Annotated in this window: 15 protein-coding genes; 3 read left to right on the top strand and 12 right to left on the bottom strand. The window is 73.2% G+C overall.

Features of this window, described 5'->3' with window-relative positions:
• Positions 1–225: 225 nt before the first annotated feature.
• The 7 genes from ACFYOJ_RS14690 to ACFYOJ_RS14660 form a co-directional block, all read right to left on the bottom strand.
• Positions 226–891 (bottom strand): 1,4-alpha-glucan branching protein, encoded by a 666-nt coding sequence (locus ACFYOJ_RS14690; protein WP_356551033.1) that lies wholly within the window; start codon positions 889–891, stop codon positions 226–228.
• Between the two features lie 268 nt (positions 892–1,159).
• Positions 1,160–2,131 carry a fumarylacetoacetate hydrolase family protein gene (locus ACFYOJ_RS14685; protein WP_356551034.1) on the bottom strand — a complete coding sequence of 324 codons (972 nt, stop codon included), beginning with the start codon at positions 2,129–2,131 and terminating at the stop codon, positions 1,160–1,162.
• A 108-nt stretch (positions 2,132–2,239) separates the two neighbouring features.
• The gene (locus ACFYOJ_RS14680; protein ID WP_356551036.1) at positions 2,240–3,172 is read right to left on the bottom strand and encodes a VOC family protein; all 933 of its coding nucleotides are present in this window, start codon (positions 3,170–3,172) and stop codon (positions 2,240–2,242) included.
• 4 nt (positions 3,173–3,176) lie between these two features.
• Positions 3,177–4,184, bottom strand: coding sequence for an amidohydrolase family protein (locus ACFYOJ_RS14675; RefSeq protein ID WP_356551037.1), 1,008 nt, complete (start codon positions 4,182–4,184; stop codon positions 3,177–3,179).
• Complete coding sequence (locus ACFYOJ_RS14670) at positions 4,181–5,311, bottom strand: FAD-dependent oxidoreductase (protein ID WP_356551038.1); 1,131 nt, start codon at positions 5,309–5,311, stop codon at positions 4,181–4,183. The genes ACFYOJ_RS14675 and ACFYOJ_RS14670 overlap by 4 nt, the downstream gene beginning before the upstream one ends.
• Before the next feature lie 23 nt (positions 5,312–5,334).
• Positions 5,335–6,297 (bottom strand): cyclase family protein, encoded by a 963-nt coding sequence (locus tag ACFYOJ_RS14665; RefSeq protein WP_356551039.1) that lies wholly within the window; start codon positions 6,295–6,297, stop codon positions 5,335–5,337.
• Positions 6,294–7,289 (bottom strand): fumarylacetoacetate hydrolase family protein, encoded by a 996-nt coding sequence (locus tag ACFYOJ_RS14660; RefSeq protein WP_356551040.1) that lies wholly within the window; start codon positions 7,287–7,289, stop codon positions 6,294–6,296. Before ACFYOJ_RS14660 ends, ACFYOJ_RS14665 begins: the two co-directional genes overlap by 4 nt.
• Before the next feature lie 127 nt (positions 7,290–7,416).
• Here ACFYOJ_RS14660 and ACFYOJ_RS14655 point away from each other — a divergent pair, with 127 nt between their 5' ends.
• Positions 7,417–8,331, top strand: coding sequence for a LysR family transcriptional regulator (locus tag ACFYOJ_RS14655; RefSeq protein ID WP_356551042.1), 915 nt, complete (start codon positions 7,417–7,419; stop codon positions 8,329–8,331).
• 79 nt (positions 8,332–8,410) lie between these two features.
• On the opposite strand, the gene ACFYOJ_RS14650 is transcribed toward ACFYOJ_RS14655, so the two are convergent.
• Positions 8,411–9,436 carry a LacI family DNA-binding transcriptional regulator gene (locus ACFYOJ_RS14650; RefSeq protein WP_356551044.1) on the bottom strand — a complete coding sequence of 342 codons (1,026 nt, stop codon included), beginning with the start codon at positions 9,434–9,436 and terminating at the stop codon, positions 8,411–8,413.
• A 125-nt stretch (positions 9,437–9,561) separates the two neighbouring features.
• On the opposite strand from ACFYOJ_RS14650, the gene ACFYOJ_RS14645 reads away from it, so the two are divergent.
• Entirely contained in the window at positions 9,562–10,629 is a 1,068-nt protein-coding gene (locus ACFYOJ_RS14645) for a C45 family peptidase (protein ID WP_356551045.1), read from the top strand.
• Positions 10,630–10,769: 140 nt separating this feature from the next.
• Positions 10,770–11,963, top strand: coding sequence for an MFS transporter (locus ACFYOJ_RS14640; protein WP_356551047.1), 1,194 nt, complete (start codon positions 10,770–10,772; stop codon positions 11,961–11,963).
• A 60-nt stretch (positions 11,964–12,023) separates the two neighbouring features.
• Here ACFYOJ_RS14640 and ACFYOJ_RS14635 read toward each other — a convergent pair whose 3' ends face one another.
• From ACFYOJ_RS14635 to ACFYOJ_RS14620, 4 genes are all read right to left on the bottom strand, one after another.
• Entirely contained in the window at positions 12,024–12,644 is a 621-nt protein-coding gene (locus ACFYOJ_RS14635; protein ID WP_356551049.1) for an MBL fold metallo-hydrolase, read from the bottom strand.
• 246 nt (positions 12,645–12,890) lie between these two features.
• Positions 12,891–13,901: an aspartate-semialdehyde dehydrogenase gene (locus ACFYOJ_RS14630; RefSeq protein ID WP_356551051.1), complete on the bottom strand. Its 1,011-nt coding sequence runs from the start codon at positions 13,899–13,901 to the stop codon at positions 12,891–12,893.
• 29 nt (positions 13,902–13,930) lie between these two features.
• Entirely contained in the window at positions 13,931–14,437 is a 507-nt protein-coding gene (locus tag ACFYOJ_RS14625; protein WP_356551052.1) for a flavin reductase family protein, read from the bottom strand.
• Complete coding sequence (locus tag ACFYOJ_RS14620) at positions 14,421–15,734, bottom strand: methylaspartate mutase (RefSeq protein ID WP_356551054.1); 1,314 nt, start codon at positions 15,732–15,734, stop codon at positions 14,421–14,423. Before ACFYOJ_RS14620 ends, ACFYOJ_RS14625 begins: the two co-directional genes overlap by 17 nt.
• Position 15,735 lies beyond the last annotated feature (1 nt).

Below are 15,735 nucleotides of genomic sequence, written 5' to 3'. Positions count from 1 at the left end.
GCGGTCAGTGTTCGCTAGCACACCCGAGGTCGCGTCGCAATCCTTCGCCGCGCACGACCCGAGACGCCGTGGGCGCGTGGAGATACGTCTCGAGGGCATTGGTCGATCATATCGCCGGGCGAATGTCCGATCGGTCGGAGTCGTCGGCGAGCGACCCGGCACGGCGCCCGGCGTGACGGGCGCCGTCGCCCGCGTCCGGGCGGAGGGCCGGGCCGTGCGGCGGGGTCAGGCGTCCGTCCGCGGTCCGGTGTGCAGGACGGCGAACACGCCCCGGACGCGGGTGCCCTCCGGCGTCCGCCAGGAACCGGTGATGTGGCCGGCCGCTCCCCGCGCAGGGAGGGGCGGGCCGTCCGGAGCGGGTTCCAGGACCCGCCGCAGGCGGAGGACCGTGCCGTGCGGTGAGGTCAGCGCGGTGCCCTCCCGGTCGTCGACGGCGGTGAAGCCCGCGGTGTCGAAGCCCTCACCGGTGCGGAAGGCGACGACCTCCGGGTCGGGGGTGTGGCTGACGTTCTGGTCCTGGGCCTGCGCCCGCCCCTCGATCAGGGCCGCCAGCTGGGCGACCAGCACGGGGTCCTGGCAGCCGTCGTAGACCCAGCGCCGCCCCAGCACGCCGTGCTCCATGGTGCCGACCAGGGCGTGCTCCGCCCCGTCGAGCGGCGCACCGCGATAGGTGAACGGCACCAGATAGGTGACCGGGCGGGAGCCGGCGGTGTCGGTGGACACGATGAACTCGATCCCGACCTCGCCCTGCGGGTCGTCCAGCCGGAAACCACCGGCCGTGGTCGGCTCCGGTCCGGCCGCGTCACCGCGGTACCACGGCCGGGCGGGCAGCCAGGAGGCGAGCAGCTCCTGCTTGGTCGGCTTGAGGGTGGTGTGGTGGATGACGGCCATGTCCACGGTTTCCTTCTGTCGGGACGGACGACGCCGAACGAGCCGAACGGGTCGGTACGAGTGTTCCCTCTTTCGCGTGCGAGTGGCACGGACGGAGCGGTTCCCGGCCGCCGTCCCGTCCCGTCAGCGGGCGGCGGAGAGGCCGTCCACGCCGCCGTCGGGGCGGCCCGCCCGGGTGAGCAGTTCGGCCTCGGCGGCGCCCTGCCCGTGCGCCGCGCCGGTGACCACGACGGCCTTGCCGAGCAGCGCTCTCAGGAGGGCGGGCCGCTCACGGCCGCTCCCGGGTCCGGCGCCGGCCGACGGGCAGGGGGACGGGTTCGACGCCGGGGACGACGGTGTTGGTGAGGGTGCCGATGCCCTCGACGGTGAGGGTGACGGTGTCGCCGGGCTTCAGCGGCGGCGGGTTCTGTTCGCCGCGCCGGCCCCAGAGTTCGGCGAGGCAGCCGCCGTTGCCGCAGGTGCCCGAGCCCAGGACGTCGCCGGGGACGACGCGGGTGCCGCGGGAGGCGTAGGCGGTCATCTCCTCGAAGGTCCAGCTCATGTGGGACAGCAGGTCCTCGCCGACCTTCTCGCCGTCGACCTCGGCGGTCAGGGCGAGCCGCAGGAAGCCGTCGGCGTCCCGGTGGGGCTCCAGTTCGTCGGCGGTGACGAGGTACGGGCCGAGGGTGGTGGCGGTGTCCTTGCCCTTGCAGGGGCCGAGGCCCACCTTCATCTCGGCGGACTGGAGGTCGCGCGCGGACCAGTCGTTGAAGACGGTGTAGCCGACGATGTGGTCGCGGGCCTGTCCGGGGGTGAGGTCGCGGCCCTCGCGGCCGATGACGGCACCCACCTCGAGTTCGAAGTCGAGGACGGCCGAGCCGGGCGGCATCGGGATGTCGTCGTGGGGACCGTAGATCGCGTGCGGGTTGGTGAAGTAGAAGGTCGGGGCCGCGTACCACTGCTCGGGCACGCCGGCCGCGCCGTCGACGGAGCGGCGCACGCCTTCGACGTGCTCCTCGAAGGTGACGAAGTCCCGTACGGAGGCGGGTCGGAGCGGGGGGAGCAGCCGCACCTGGGAGACGTGCGGGCCGGGCGGGACGTCGAGTGCCTGCCGGCCGGCGGCGAGCAGTCCGGGCAGGCCGTCCGTCTCGGCGAGCAGCGTGGTCAGCGAGGAGACGCCCGGCAGCGGGAGGAGCGTGCCGTCCTCCTCCACGACGGCCACCCGGCGGCGGTGGCGTTGTTCGTAAGCGGCGAAACGCATGGTGTCGCTCCTGGCGGAGGGGAAGGGACGCGGAGGGGGGCCGGGGGCGCGACGGGGGGAGTCAGGGCGTGGACGCCACCGTCGCGTCCCCGGGGACGGGGTGCGGGATCAGACCGGCGGGGCCACGAACACGCCGGGGTCGGGGTCGTTGAAGGACTCCTTGGCGACCAGTTCGTTCATGGGGTTGGCGGTGCCCCACTGGTCGGTGACCTCGGGCCGGGAGAAGTCGTAGACGTGGGGGTGCCAGGTGTCCTCGTCCAGGCACTCCAGCTCGGTGGTGTACTCGACGGTGTTGCCGTGCGGGTCGAGGAAGTACGTGAACGTGTTGTCCCCGGCCATGTGGCGGCCCGGGCCCCAGATCTTCCTGAAGCCGGCCCGCATGACCCGGCCCGAGCCGCGCATGTACTCGTCGATGCCGCGCATCTCGAAGGAGACGTGGTGCAGCGAGGTGTGCGGGCCCCGCGCGATCGCCATCGAGTGGTGCTGGTTGCTGATCCGCATGAAGTGCATGACCTCGCCCATGTGCGGCGAGCTCAGCGTGTCGGACAGGGCGAAGCCGAGGTGGCGCTCGTACCACTCCCGGGTGCGGTTCAGGTCGGGGGAGTTGAGGACGACGTGGGAGAGCTTGACCGGGATGGACTCCTTCTCCTCGATCCTGCGGTGCTGCCTGACCTCCACGTCGGCGGAGACCTCGATGGTGCGGCCGTCCACGTCGAAGAAGCGGAAGCCGTAGCCGCCGCCGGGGGTGTCCACCTTGCCCGGCCGGGAGATCAGCCGCACGCCGCCCGCCAGGAGTCGCTCGGCGAGCGTGTCGACGTCGGCGGCGGACGCGGCGCCGTAGGAGACCAGGTCGAGGCGCTTCTCACCGGCCTTGCGCAGCCGTACGACGTACTGCTCCGGGGAGCCCTCGGCGGCCAGGAAGGAGATGCCGGAGTCCTCGGCGACCTTGGTCAGGCCCCAGACGCCGGCGTAGAAGTCGAGCTGCCTGTCGTAGTCGGGCACGGCGAGGTCGACGTGCCGCAGGTGGGTGAGCAGACGCATGGTGTCAGTCCTTCCGGAGGAGGGCGGCCGCGTTGCCGCCGCGGACGGCGTCGAAGTCGGCCTCGGACAGGTGTGCGGCGCGCAGGTCGCCGACCGGGTCCTCGGTGCCCATGTCGAAGGGGAAGTCGGAGCCGAGCAGCACCCGGTCGGCCCCGGCGGTGCGGACCAGCTCGCGCAGCACGTGCGGGTCGTGGACGAGGGAGTCGAAGTACAGCCGTTTCAGGTAGCTGCTGGGCGGGTGCGCGCAGTCGGCGCCCGCGTCGGAGCGGGCCGACCAGGCGTGGTCGGAGCGGCCGATGTGGGTGGGCAGGTAGCCGCCGCCGTGCGCGGCGATCAGCTTCAGCCCCGGGTGCCGGTCGAGGACCCCGGAGAAGATGAGATGGGACAGGGCGACGGCGTTCTCGGTGGGCTGGCCGACGGTGTTGGACAGGTACCACCGGTCGAGGCGCTCGTCGAGGGTGCAGCCGAAGGGGTGCAGGAAGAGGATCGCGCCCGTCTCCTCGGCCCGGGACCAGAAGGGCTCGTACGCCGGGTCGGACAGCTCCCGTCCCGGGGCGTGGCTGGAGATCTCCACCCCGTACAGGCCCTGTTCCAGGGCGTGTTCGAGGGCGGGCACGGCCAGGGCGGGGTGCTGGAGGGGAGCGAGACCGAGCCCGCGCAGCCGGTCCGGGGCGGCCGAGCAGTGCGCGGCCGTCTCCTCGCCGGCCAGGCGGTACACCTTCTCGGCCGTCTCCTCGTCCGCCCAGTAGTGGTAGTGCGAGGGAGAGGGGCTGACCAGCTGCACGTCGACGCCCTGGGCGTCCATCGCGGCCAGACGCACGGCGGGGTCGGTCAGCCGCGGGAGGCGCTCACGGACCATGGGCCCGCTGACGGCGAGGGCGGCGGGGCCGTTGCGCCGGGCGTCCAGCTCCCGGGCCCCGGCGTGGCCGGGCAGGCCGGCGACGAGCGCGTCGACCCCGGGCAGCAGGACGTGGGCGTGCACGTCGACGGTGGGCGTGTTCACGGCGGTCACGGCAGCTCCCGGAGCATCGTCATGGTGCGGCCCATCAGCCCGGGCACATCGGCGTCGCGCACCCCGTCCAGCTGCCACCGGCCGATCTGCACGGACGCCTCGACGACGGGCCGGACACGGGCGATGCGCCGCTCGTGGTACGCCTGGAACAGCGCGTCGTCCCAGTCGTCGGTCCCGGTCAGCATCTGGGCGAGCACCCACGCGTCCTCCAGGGAGAGGGCGGCGCCCTGGGCGAGGGTGGGCGGACAGCAGTGGGCGGCGTCGCCGACGAGGACGACCCGGCCCCGGTGCCAGGAACCCTCCACCAGCAACCGGTCGAACCAGGTGTAGTTGACCTTCGCCGGGTCGGTGATGTGCGCGGTGATCTCCGGCCAGAAACCGCCGTAGGCGGAGGCCAGCCGGCGCATCTCGTCGGCGTACGCGTCGGCGGGGATCGAGGCGCGGTCGCGGCCTGCCTCGACGACGTACGCGTACAGGGTCGTCTCGCTGGTGGGGCAGTAGCCGGCGATGTACGCCGGGCCGCCGTAGGCGAGGTCGGTGCGGACGACTCCCGCCGGGCGCGGGGCCGCGACCCGCCAGATGGCCATGCCCGTGGGCTCGGGCCTGTCGGGGATGCCGATCGCGGCACGGGTGGCGGAGCCGAGGCCGTCGGCGGCGACGACCAGGTCGTAGCGGGCCTCGGTGCCGTCGCCGAGGCGTACGGAGACACCGCCCGCGTCCTGGTCCAGGATCTCGGCGGTGGTGCCCAGGCGCACGGTGGCGCCGCTCGCCCGGACGGCGTCGATCAGGATCCGCTGGAGCCGGGGCCGCTGCATGCCGACGGTGGCGGGCAGGTCGTCGCCGCCGGTGCGCAGGTCGTCCTGGACGTGCAGGACGGTGCCGTCGGGGGCGGTGATGCCGACCGAGCCGAAACCGAATCCGGACGCCTCCACCTGCTTCCACACGCCGAGTTCGCGCAGCACCCGCAGGGCGTTGCCCTGGAGGGTGATGCCGGAGCCGGCGGTGGCGTTCCAGTCGTCCCTGGCCTCGACCAGGTCCACGGCGACACCGGCGCGGCGCAGCAGGATCGTCACGGCGTTGCCGGCCGCGCCGCCGCCGACGACGAGAACCGTGCGGGGCTGGGGCATGAAGAACTCCCTTGTTCCTCGGTCTACTTGACCGCGATCGGGTTGACGGGCGAGCCGACCGCTCCGGTGATGGGCAGGGGCGCCGCGGTGAGCCAGAAGGCGTACTCGCCGTCGGCCGCGCAGTCCTCGGCGAGGGACTCCAGGTCCCACATCTCGCCGATCAGCAGGCCGATGTGGGGGATGGCGACCTGGTGCAGCGGCTGGAAGGCGTGCGCGAACTCGTTGGGGCGTACCTCGAAGCCCCAGGTGTCGGTGGCGATCGCGGCGATCTCGGTGCCGTGCAGCCAGCCGGCCGTGGTGAACGACAGGCCGGGCGCGGGACCGCCCGCGTACTCGCCCCAGCCCTCCCGGCGCACCCTGGCCAGCTGTCCGGTGCGCACCAGCACGATGTCGCCGCGCCCCACGGTCACGCCCTGGGCCCCGGCGGTCGCGGTCAGGTGCTCCTCGGTGATCGCGAAGCCGTCGGGCAGCTCCCCGTCCTCGCCGACCGCGCGGCCGACGTCCAGCAGGACACCGCGTCCGGCGACGTGCGGGGCCATGTGCTCGATGCCGGTGACCAGGTCGCCGTCGGAGGTGACGACCTTCTCCGCCGGGCGCCCGTTCCACGCCCTGCCGTGGTCGAAGATGTGGCCGAGCCCGTCCCACTGGGTGGAGCACTGCAGCGGCATCGCGATGACGTCGTCGGCGCCGCCGAGGCCGTGCGGGAAGCCCTGGCTGCCGAGGGCGGCGTCGGTGCCGGTGTCGAGCATGGTGTGCACCGGGTTGGTGCGCCGCCGCCAGCCCTTCTGCGGGCCGTTCATGTCGAACCGCTGCGACAGGGAGAAGCTGGCGCCCCGCCGGATCAGCGCGGCGCCCTCACGGCGCTTCGCCTCGTCGAGGAAGTTGAGGGTGCCGAGGACGTCGTCCTCGCCCCAGCGGCCCCAGTTGGAGCACGCCTTCGCGGCGCGCGCTATCGAGCCCTCGGGGTCGGTGCGGTCCGGGGTCACCGGGCCGCCTCCGCCACGCAGCGGGTGCGCTGGGCGCCGAGACCGGTGATCGAGGCGTCCATGACGTCGCCGTCGCGCAGCAGCCGCCCCCAGTGCATGCCGTTGCCGGCCGGGGAGCCGGTGAGCACCAGGTCGCCGGGGAGCAGCCGGGCGGTCTGCGAGGCGTAGGACACCATCCGCGCCACGCCGAAGATCATGTCCTTGGTCGACTCGTCCTGCATGGTCTCGCCGTTCAGCCTCAGCGTCAGACGCAGGTCGCCCGTGTCCCCGACCGAGGCGGCGGGCACGATCCAGGGGCCGAGCGGCGTGAAACCGGGCGCGTTCTTGCTGCGCAGCCAGTCGGTGCCGATCTGCGGCATGTCCCGCCGGAAGACGGTGGCCCGGTCGGTGAGGTCGTTGGCGATCGTGTACCCGGCGACGTGGTCCAATGCCTCCTCGACGGACACCCGGTGGGCCGGGCGGCCGATGACCGCGGCCAGCTCCAGTTCCCAGTCGGGCTTCTCGGCCCACGCGGGCAGCACGACGTCGTCGTAGGGGCCGGTGATCGCGCTCGGCAGACCGATGAACACGTACGGCAGGTCCTCGGCCGCCCGCCGGTCCATGACGGCCGCCGCCTCCGCGCGCCGCTCCTCCTCGGGACGGTCGTCGCCCGGTGCCCGGTGCGCCACGTGCAGGTCGATCACGTGCTGCCGGTAGTTGGCGCCGGACTGGAACACCTGGCGCGGCTCGACCGGCGCGTGCACCCGGAACTCCGCCAGCGGCGCGCTCCCCGGGGCGCCGGCCAGCGCCGTCAGCCGCGGCAGCACCGCGTCCCAGCCGTCGAGGAGCCCACGCACGGTCAGACCGGCGTCGTCCAGGGCGAGTCGCAGGTCGGTCACCCCGGCGTCCGGGGTGACGAGGGCGGGGAAGGCGGGCTCCCCGGGGGCGGAGAGGGTGGCGAGGGCGAAGGGTCCGGCGAAGAGCGCGGACGCGGTTCCAGGTTTCACGGACATGTCCTCCTGACGGCGATGGCACTAATCTGGACCCGCCACTCGCGATCACGGAAATCGATTCCGTGGATGACAGCCATCCATGAGACGAATTACCGCAGGTCGTCGCCGGACAGCTAGGGAAAGCGCCGTGAATCTCAGTCGCCTGGACCTCAATCTCGTCGTCGCCCTGCGCGCACTGCTGGAGGAGCGCAACGTGACCCGCGCCGGGCAGCGCGTCGGCCTCAGCCAGCCGGCGATGAGCGCGGCGCTCTCGCGTCTGCGCAGGCACTTCGACGACGACCTGCTGGCCCGGGTCGGCGGCCACTACGAGCTCACCGCCCTCGGACAGGTCCTCCTCGACCGCGTGTCCACCGCGTACGACCTGCTGGAACGTCTCTTCGCCAGTCAGGCGGACTTCGACCCGGCCAGGGAGAGCCGTGAGTTCAGACTCCTCGCCTCCGACTACGCGGTCGCCGTCTTCGGTACCGAACTCGCCCGGGTCGTGCACCGGGAGGCCCCCGGCATCCGGCTGCGCTTCAGCCAGACGCCGAGCACCGTGGTGGACGCCACGGACGCCCTGCTGAGCACCACCGACGGTCTGCTCATGCCGCACGGCGTGGTGAGCGACTTCCCCGCCACCGACCTCTACCAGGACCGGTGGGTCTTCCTCGTCGACGAGAACCACCCGGGCGTCGGCGACCGGCTGACCAGGGAGGATCTGGTCCGGCTGCCCTGGGTCACCTACCAGCGCACCTACGACACCCCGGCCGTCCGCCAGCTCGGCATGCTGGGCGTCGAGCCCCGCGTCGAGGTCTCCGTCGACAGCTTCCAGGCCATTCCGCTGCTGGTCGGCGGCACCCGGCGCATCGCCCTGATCCAGGCCCGCCTCGCCCGGCTCCTCGCCCCGCTCGCCGCCGTACGGGTGGTCGACGCGCCCTACGAGGCGGTACCGCTGCGGGAGGCGTTGTGGTGGCACCCGGTGCACACCCACGACGCGGCCCACATCTGGCTGCGGGAGACCGCCGCCCGGGTCGGCGGCCGCATGGACGACGCGGCGGAGTGAGAGGCACGGTGGTGCGCGGCGGCGAGCGGAGTCCGGCCGCACCGGCACACCGCCGGCACCCGTCCGGGCTCTTCCGGACTCACCCGTGCCGTGGGCGGCTCGTCGAGGCGCGTGGCCGGAGACGTGACCGGGTCAGCCGCGGCGCGGGGGCGGTCTCCCCGGCGATGAGCGCCTGGAGGATGTCCAGCAGGGCGGCCGCGCTGTCGGCCGGGTTCCGCTGGACGGCGGTGATGGCGGGCCGGCTGGTGCGGGCGTGTTCGGAGTCGGAGCCGGTGGCCACCATCGTCCGCTCGGGGACGCGCACACCGTGCGCCAGGAGGCCCTCCTGGAAGCCGGCCGCATGCCGCCCGGTGAGGCAGACGACGGCGTCCGGCAGCCCGTCGCCGATCACCCGCGGAACGAGATTCCGTCCGCCCTCCAGGCCGTCGCCCTCGGGCAGCCGGTACACGCGCGGCGGAATCCTCCGCTCGGCGCACCAGCCGAGGTAGCCGGTCTCGTTGTCGTGGTTCCACGCGTTGCGGTCGGTGCCGCGCACCAGCACGACGTCGCGCGCGCCCCCGGCCTCCAGGTGGTCCAGCGTCAGCCGCATGGACGCCTTGTCGTCCTCGCCGGCCCAGTGGACGAAGTCCGGGCGCCCGGGGATGCTCCCCAGCGTGACGTAGGGGATGGCCCGCTGCTCCAGCAGGGCCACCACCGGGTCGTCCTGGTGGGGGCTGCTGACGATGTAGCCGTCCATGGAGAAGGCCAGGGGCGGCACCGGCCTGCGGGTGAGGTCGGGGACGAGGGTGAGGCTCAGCCCCCGGGCCAGTGCCTGTGAGGCCACCGAGCCCACGAAGTGCTCGAAGACGTCGACGCCCGCCGGCGTGTAGTCCCCGAGGACGTCCAGGGAGCGCAGCACCAGTCCCACCGCGCCCATCGGCGACCGCCGCAGGCCCCGGGCGAGGGCGTCGGCCTCGTAGCCCATCTCCTCGGCCACGCCGCGGATGTGCTCCCGCGTGGCGGCGCTCAGGGTGCCCTTGCCGTTGAGGGCGTGCGAGACCGCGGTGATCGACACTCCGGCCTGCCGGGCCACGTCCTTGATCGTGATTCCGCGTGTCCGTGCCATGGACCCTCCCCGGCCCGGGTGCGAACAATACGTGAGCAGGCATTGTATAAAACGTTTTACGTTCCTAGCGTGTTCCCTCGCCGCCCGGAAAACGTGACGGGCGTCACCCTGCTCGAAGGAGCGCGATGGAACTGCACACCCTCACCACCACCGAAGTGACCGCTCCCCGCGAGCGCGGGCACGTCCTCGGCACCCGGTTCGCCCCCCAGCTCCGCCGGGCCGCCGAGCTGTACCTGGACCACTTCTCCGCCCTCGGCATCCCGGCGGAACGGGTCCGCCGCATCGCCGAGCGCAGTCACGAGGCGCTGCGCGCGTGGGCACCGGAACTCGCGGAGGAGTCGGCGGCGTGCGCCGACGCCGCGGGCGTCGAACGGTGGAAGGCGGCCGCGGTGGGGGCGCGGACGGAGGTCCTCGCCGCCGCTCCGCGGCACAGGCAGGGCGAGTGTTCGACCGCCGTGTACGCCGCGCCCGGGAGCGTCCCGGAGACGGTCCAGACCTGGGACTGGAGCAGCACCCTCGTCCCCGAAGGCCTCCTGCACGAACTGTCCTCGCACGCCGGCCGCACCGTGAAGATGTTCACCGAGTTCGGCTCGGCGGCCAAGATCGGCGTCAACGACGCCGGCCTCGGGGTCCACTTCAACATCCTGTTCCACGAGGCCGACTCGGACACCGGCGGCGTTCCGGTGCACGCCGTCGCCCGCCGGATCCTCGACGAGGCCACCACCCTGGACGAGGCGGTCGCGCTGGCCTCCACCGCGGCCGTGAGCGCCTCCACCTCCCTGACCGTCGTCACCCGCGACACGGGCGCCGCCGCCCTCGAGCTCTCGCCGGCCGGCCTCGCGGTCGTCCGCCCGGGCGAGGACGGGTGGCTGCTGCACACCAACCACTTCCTCGACGAGACACTCGCCCAGGGGGAAGCGGGCAAGAACGAGTCGCGGACCCACGAGCGGATCGCCCACCTGCGGCGGGTGCGCACCTCGCTGCCCGGCCTCGGTTCCGCGGAACGGGCCAAGGCGCTGTGCGGCAGCGACGGAGCCGACGCGGTCATCTGCATGCGGCCGGACGTGTCGAAGCCCGTGCACGACCAGTGGGGCACCCTGCTCACCATCAGCCTGGACGTCGAGCGGTACGCCCTGGAGTACCTGGCCGGCAGCCCCGACCGGGCCGGGCAGCAGAGCTTCACGCGCTTCTGAGGCGCACCGGGCCGGCGCGCACGCCGACGGCTGCCGTCACGCCGTCACCCGGCGCAGTGGCCCCCATCCGTCATCGCGGGAACGGTCCCGCACCGAATCCGGCCCCGGGCGACGGCGCCCGGCGCCACGGAGGAGGAAACATGAGCAGTGCTCTCGCGCCTCTGGACCCACGGACGACCACGAGCTTCGTGGGAACGTCGGTGGTCGCGCTTCTCGCGGCCAACCTGGTGCCCGTACTCATCGGAGGCATGACCGCCGACCTGGACATGAGCGTGGCCGAGGCCGGGGCGGTGGCCACGGGCATGTCGCTGGGCACGGCCGCGGCCCTGTTCGTCGCCAACATGTTCGTGGCGCGGGGCGACCGGCCCCGCACCGCCCGGATCGGCCTGCTGGTGATGGCGGCCGGGTTCGGCTCCGCGGCCCTGACGTCGCAGACGGCCGTGGTGACGGGCGGCATCGTGCTGGGAGGCGTCGGCTGCGGGATCGTGAGCGCGGCGGGCACCGCCGCGGCCTCCGCCACGGTGGATCCCGACCGGACCACCAGCACCGTGGTGATCGGCAACCGGCTGATCGCCGCGATGTTCCTGGCCGTCCTGCCCTTCCTCGGCCACGGACTGCGCACCGCGCTGATCGTGCTGGCCGTCGCCGCGCTGGCCGGGACCCTCATCGCGGGTGCCCTCCCCAACATGCCGAACAGGCTGCCCGCCGCCCACCGCGACCAGCCGTTCGGCCCGACGGCGCTGACGCTGGCCGTCGTCTTCGGTCTCTGGTCGCTGACCGAGGACATGGTCTACTCGATGGCGGAGAACTTCGCGACGCAGCACGCCCACCTGAGCGTCGGCGCCTCGTCGCAGCTGCTCTCGCTGAAGATCGTCGGTGGTCTCGCCGGCGCCCTGGCGACACCGTTCCTGCTCAGGAGGGTCGGCCGTTCCCGGTCGATCCTGGCCATCCTGGTCATCGGCACGACGTGCAAGTTCCTCATCGTCACCGCGACGAGTCCGGCCGTCTACGGCACGGCGCTCGTCGTCTGGGGCGTCATGTACGGGGCCGTACTCGCGCTGGTGTTCGGGCTGGCGGCGAGGATGGCGCTGTCCGGACGGGTGGGCCTGCTGGTGCAGAGCATCTACATCATCGGGATCGCGTGCGCCCCCGTCGTCGGAGGCACCCTCTTCAGCCACGCGTCCCCCCTGGTGTTCGGCCTGACGGTGGCGGTGCCGAGCATCGTCACCGGCCTGATCCTGCTGGCGGTCTCCCGCCGCAGCGGGGTGAGCGAGTACGGCGGAGAACTCGCCGTACCGGCCGGCCGGACCCCCGAACCCCTGCCCCGCACCTGAGCGTGCGCGACGCCCGCCCGGCGGTGGGCGGCCCCGCCGCCCTCGCCCGGCCGGCACCGCCTACAGGTCGACGCTCTCCCCGGGGCGGAGCCGCCGGACATCGGCACCCGCCCGCTCGGCCTCCCTCGCGAGAACGTCGTCCAGGACCTTCAGGCCCCACTCGTTCAGGAGCCCGTCGTGGACGGCGTACGCGCGGCGCGGTGCCGTCCGGCGCAGGTAGCCGATCATGTCGGGCACCGTCAGCCACGGTGCCTGGCCGGGCACCAGCAGCGTCGGCGCGTCGACCACGGTCAACGCGTCACCCGGGTGGAAGACCTCTCCGTCGACCAGGAACCCGACATTGTCGACGGGAGGCACGTCCGGGTGGCTGAAGTGGTGCCGGTCGCCCGCCACCGACACCTCGAAACCCGCGACGGAGAAGCTGTCGCCCGCACGGACCACGTGCACGCGCCCGCCGGACCCGTCCAGGTGCCGGGCGACCCCGGCGCAGGTGTAGACGGCCGCCGGGACCTGGCGCAGGCGCTCCGGATCGAAGTGGTCGAAGTGCTCGTGCGTGACGAGGACCGCCTCGGCCCCCGCCAGCGCGCCGGGCTCGGGCGTCATGACGCCCGGGTCGATGACGATCGCCCGGCCGTTCTTCTCCAGCCGCACACACGCGTGACCGAACTTGGTGATCCTCATGGCCCTCATCCTGCCGACCGGCCCGGCAGGGGACACCCGCGTTCGCGGTGAGCCGAAGCGGGCCGGGGGAGAGGACCACCGCGGAGCCGCAGGGCGGCCGGCCCCGGGGCCGGACCTTCATTTTCCGCACCTGCGTGCCCGTCGCCGTCCTGCCGGCCCGGTGGCCGTCGCGCGGACCGGTCCGGTGCGCCGGGCCGCGACCGGTCCGGTGCGCCGGGGCCGCGGTGGCCGTGCGCGGCCGTCGGGTCAGACGATGCCTTCCGCCGCGGCTCGTTCGGCGATCTGCAGGGCGTTGAGCGCGGCCCCGATGCGCAGGTTGTCGGCAACCAGCCAGAACAGCGCGCGGTGGGGCTGCTCGGGGTCCACCCGGACCCGTCCGACATGCACGTGGTCGGGGCGGTCGGACACCGTCCGCGGAGTGGGCACCTTGCCGTTCCACACCTCGACCTCCGGCTGCGCGGCGAACAGAGCCTCCAGTTCGCCGGCCCGCAGGGGGCGTTCGCAGTCGACGACGACGGCCTCGCTGTGGCCGTTCTCCACCGGCACACGGACGCAGGTGGCGACCAGGTCGAGGTCCGGCAGGCCGAGGATGCGCCGCGACTCCTGGCGCATCTTCTGCTCCTCGAGGGTGAAGCCGTCGTCCTGGAACCGGTCGATGGCCGGGACCACGTTGAAGGCCAGAGGCTCGGGGAACCGCTCGGCGGCCGCGGACCCGCCCGCGAGCACCCGGCGTGTCCCCTCGCGCAGTTCCTCGATGCCGCTCTGTCCGCCGCCGGACGCCGCCTGGTACGTGGCGACGGTCACCCGTCGCAGGCCGTACGTCTCGTGCACCGGCCGCAGCAGACGCACCAGCGGGATCGTGGAGCAGTTGGGGTTGGCCACGATGCCCGAGACCGGGCGCTCGCCGAGCAGCCCGCCGTTGACCTGGGGCACCACCAAAGGGGAGTCCCGGTCCATCCGGAAGGCGTTGGTGTTGTCGATGACGAGGGCGCCGGCGGCGGCGGCCTTCTTCGCCCACCGGGCGCTCACCGGGGTCCCGGCCGAGAAGAAGGCGATGTCGGTGCCCGTGAAGTCGGCGGTGGCCAGGTCCTCGACCACCGTGGTACGGCCGAGCGCGGTGACGGAGGTGCCGGCCGAGCGCGCGGAGGCGAGCAGCCGGAGCCCCGAGACGGGGAAGGCACGTTCCTCGACGAGCCGGAGCAGGGTGCGGCCCACGGCACCGGTGCCACCGGCGACCGCGATGCGGGGGGCGTTCACGCGGGGTCCTTTCGGTCGGGCGGCTCGGGTCAGGCGACGGAGCCGGCGTACTGCGGCTGCCACACGCCGTAGCAGCCCTTGCGGTGGAGCAGGGGCGGGCGGTGGAAGACGGCGGCGCCTTCCACCCGGGCGATGAAGAGCCAGTGGTCGCTCACCTCGACCGCGCGCTCGACCCGGCATTCCGCGTGGCCGAGCGAGACCCCGGTGAGCAGGGGCGCGCCCTGGGCCAGGGACGACGGCTCCCACTCCACGTGCGCGAACTTGTCGGCCGCCTTGCTCGCGAACACCTGCGCCGCGTGCCGGCCGGCCGCGGAGAGGAAGTTGACCGCGAAGGCCTGCGACGACGCGATCGCCGGCAGGGTGCGGGACTCCTTGCCCACGGAGACCAGCAGCGTCGGCGGGGCCGCCGAGACCGCGCACACCGAGTTGCTGGTGAACCCGAACGGCTCGCCGTCCGCGCCGAGGGACGTCACGATCGCGATCGATGTCGGAAAGGAGCCGAACAGCTCGCTGAAGCGCTCAGAACCTGCGGTCATGGAGTTCCTCCCCGGAGCGGCTCATGGTGCGCCTCCCGAATGGGCCGTTGTCGTAGCGATCGGCCACGTAGTTGAGCATTCTGTACAGTTCGTCGGATCCGACCGGAGCCGTTCCACCGCGCCGGCCGCGGCCGCGGAACGGAAGGTTCCCGGTACCGGCCCACACAAGGGCCCCCCGCTCGTCCAGCGTGCAGGTGGCCTCGCCCCGGTTGTCGCGGTGCAGGCAGAAGGGGATGTCGAGGATTCCGTTCTCGAAGGCCTTGACCAGGGCCCTGCCCACATCGGCGTCGAGATCGAGGACGGCGTCGACGATGCACCGGGCCTCCGCCAGGATCTCGGAGAAGTACTCGTCCGCGTGGCGCGTCTCCGTCCCGTGGCGCGTCCCTTCCGCCGCGGACTCGGGAAGGACGCCGGCGGCCAGCCTCAGCGCCCGCACGTTCTCCGCTACGCTGGGGATCTGCCACGCCTCCGAGACCGTCTTCACGATCAGGCGTTCACAGCCCGCGTCCCGGGCGAGCCGCGCGCTGTCGCCGATGAGGCCGATCGCGCCCGCCTCGGTCCGCGGGAACAGCCCCATGTAGGTGTAGAGCACCACGTGCCAGGTGGCGTCCCCGAGGTACCGCGCGGCCAGTTCCCGCAGGGCCCGCAGCGCTCCCCGGTCCTGGCCGCCGTGCGTTCCCTGCGCGTAGCTGAGCGACATGTGCCGCACACCGTGCTGGAGGAAGAACCGCCCCTCCAGCACGGTCACCGCGATGAGCAGGGACGGCGGGCAGAGCTGGCCGAGCAGGCACCCGCCGAAACTCTCGATGTGCCCGCGCTCGGTCGTGTCGGCCAGGAGACGGCAGCCCTCGGCCCAGGCCTCGACCGCCTGGGCGATCGGGAGCCTGCTGTAGGGCAGGCAGTAGGAGACGGGACCGCCCTCGGTGGTGTCCAGGCCCGCCCGCACCAGAGCCGCGATGACCTGCTGCGGCAGTGCCGTGCCGTGCCGGACCTGGACGGGGAACGACGGTCCGTACAGCCCGGCCAGCATGTCGCGGGTGCGCTCCGGCGGGTGCGTGACGATGGGGTACCCGTTGATCTCCTCACCCGCCCGCAGCCGGTGGAGGGGGCTGACATGGTCGCCGACGCGGGTGTAGCTGTCGACGGTGATGGTGCCGACGGCCGGGAGGCCGAGGCCGGCGACCTCGCGCAGGCCCGCCCGCATCGTGTCGACCGCCCCGAAGCCCATGCGCGGCTGCACCACCAGCTCCCCCCGGCTTCGCGCCTCGGCCACGAACCGGTCCAGATATCCGGACACG

This window comes from Streptomyces sp. NPDC006384, from assembly GCF_042870695.1.
GTDB lineage: Bacteria > Actinomycetota > Actinomycetes > Streptomycetales > Streptomycetaceae > Streptomyces.
This window is presented reverse-complemented; position numbering and strand designations above follow the sequence as displayed.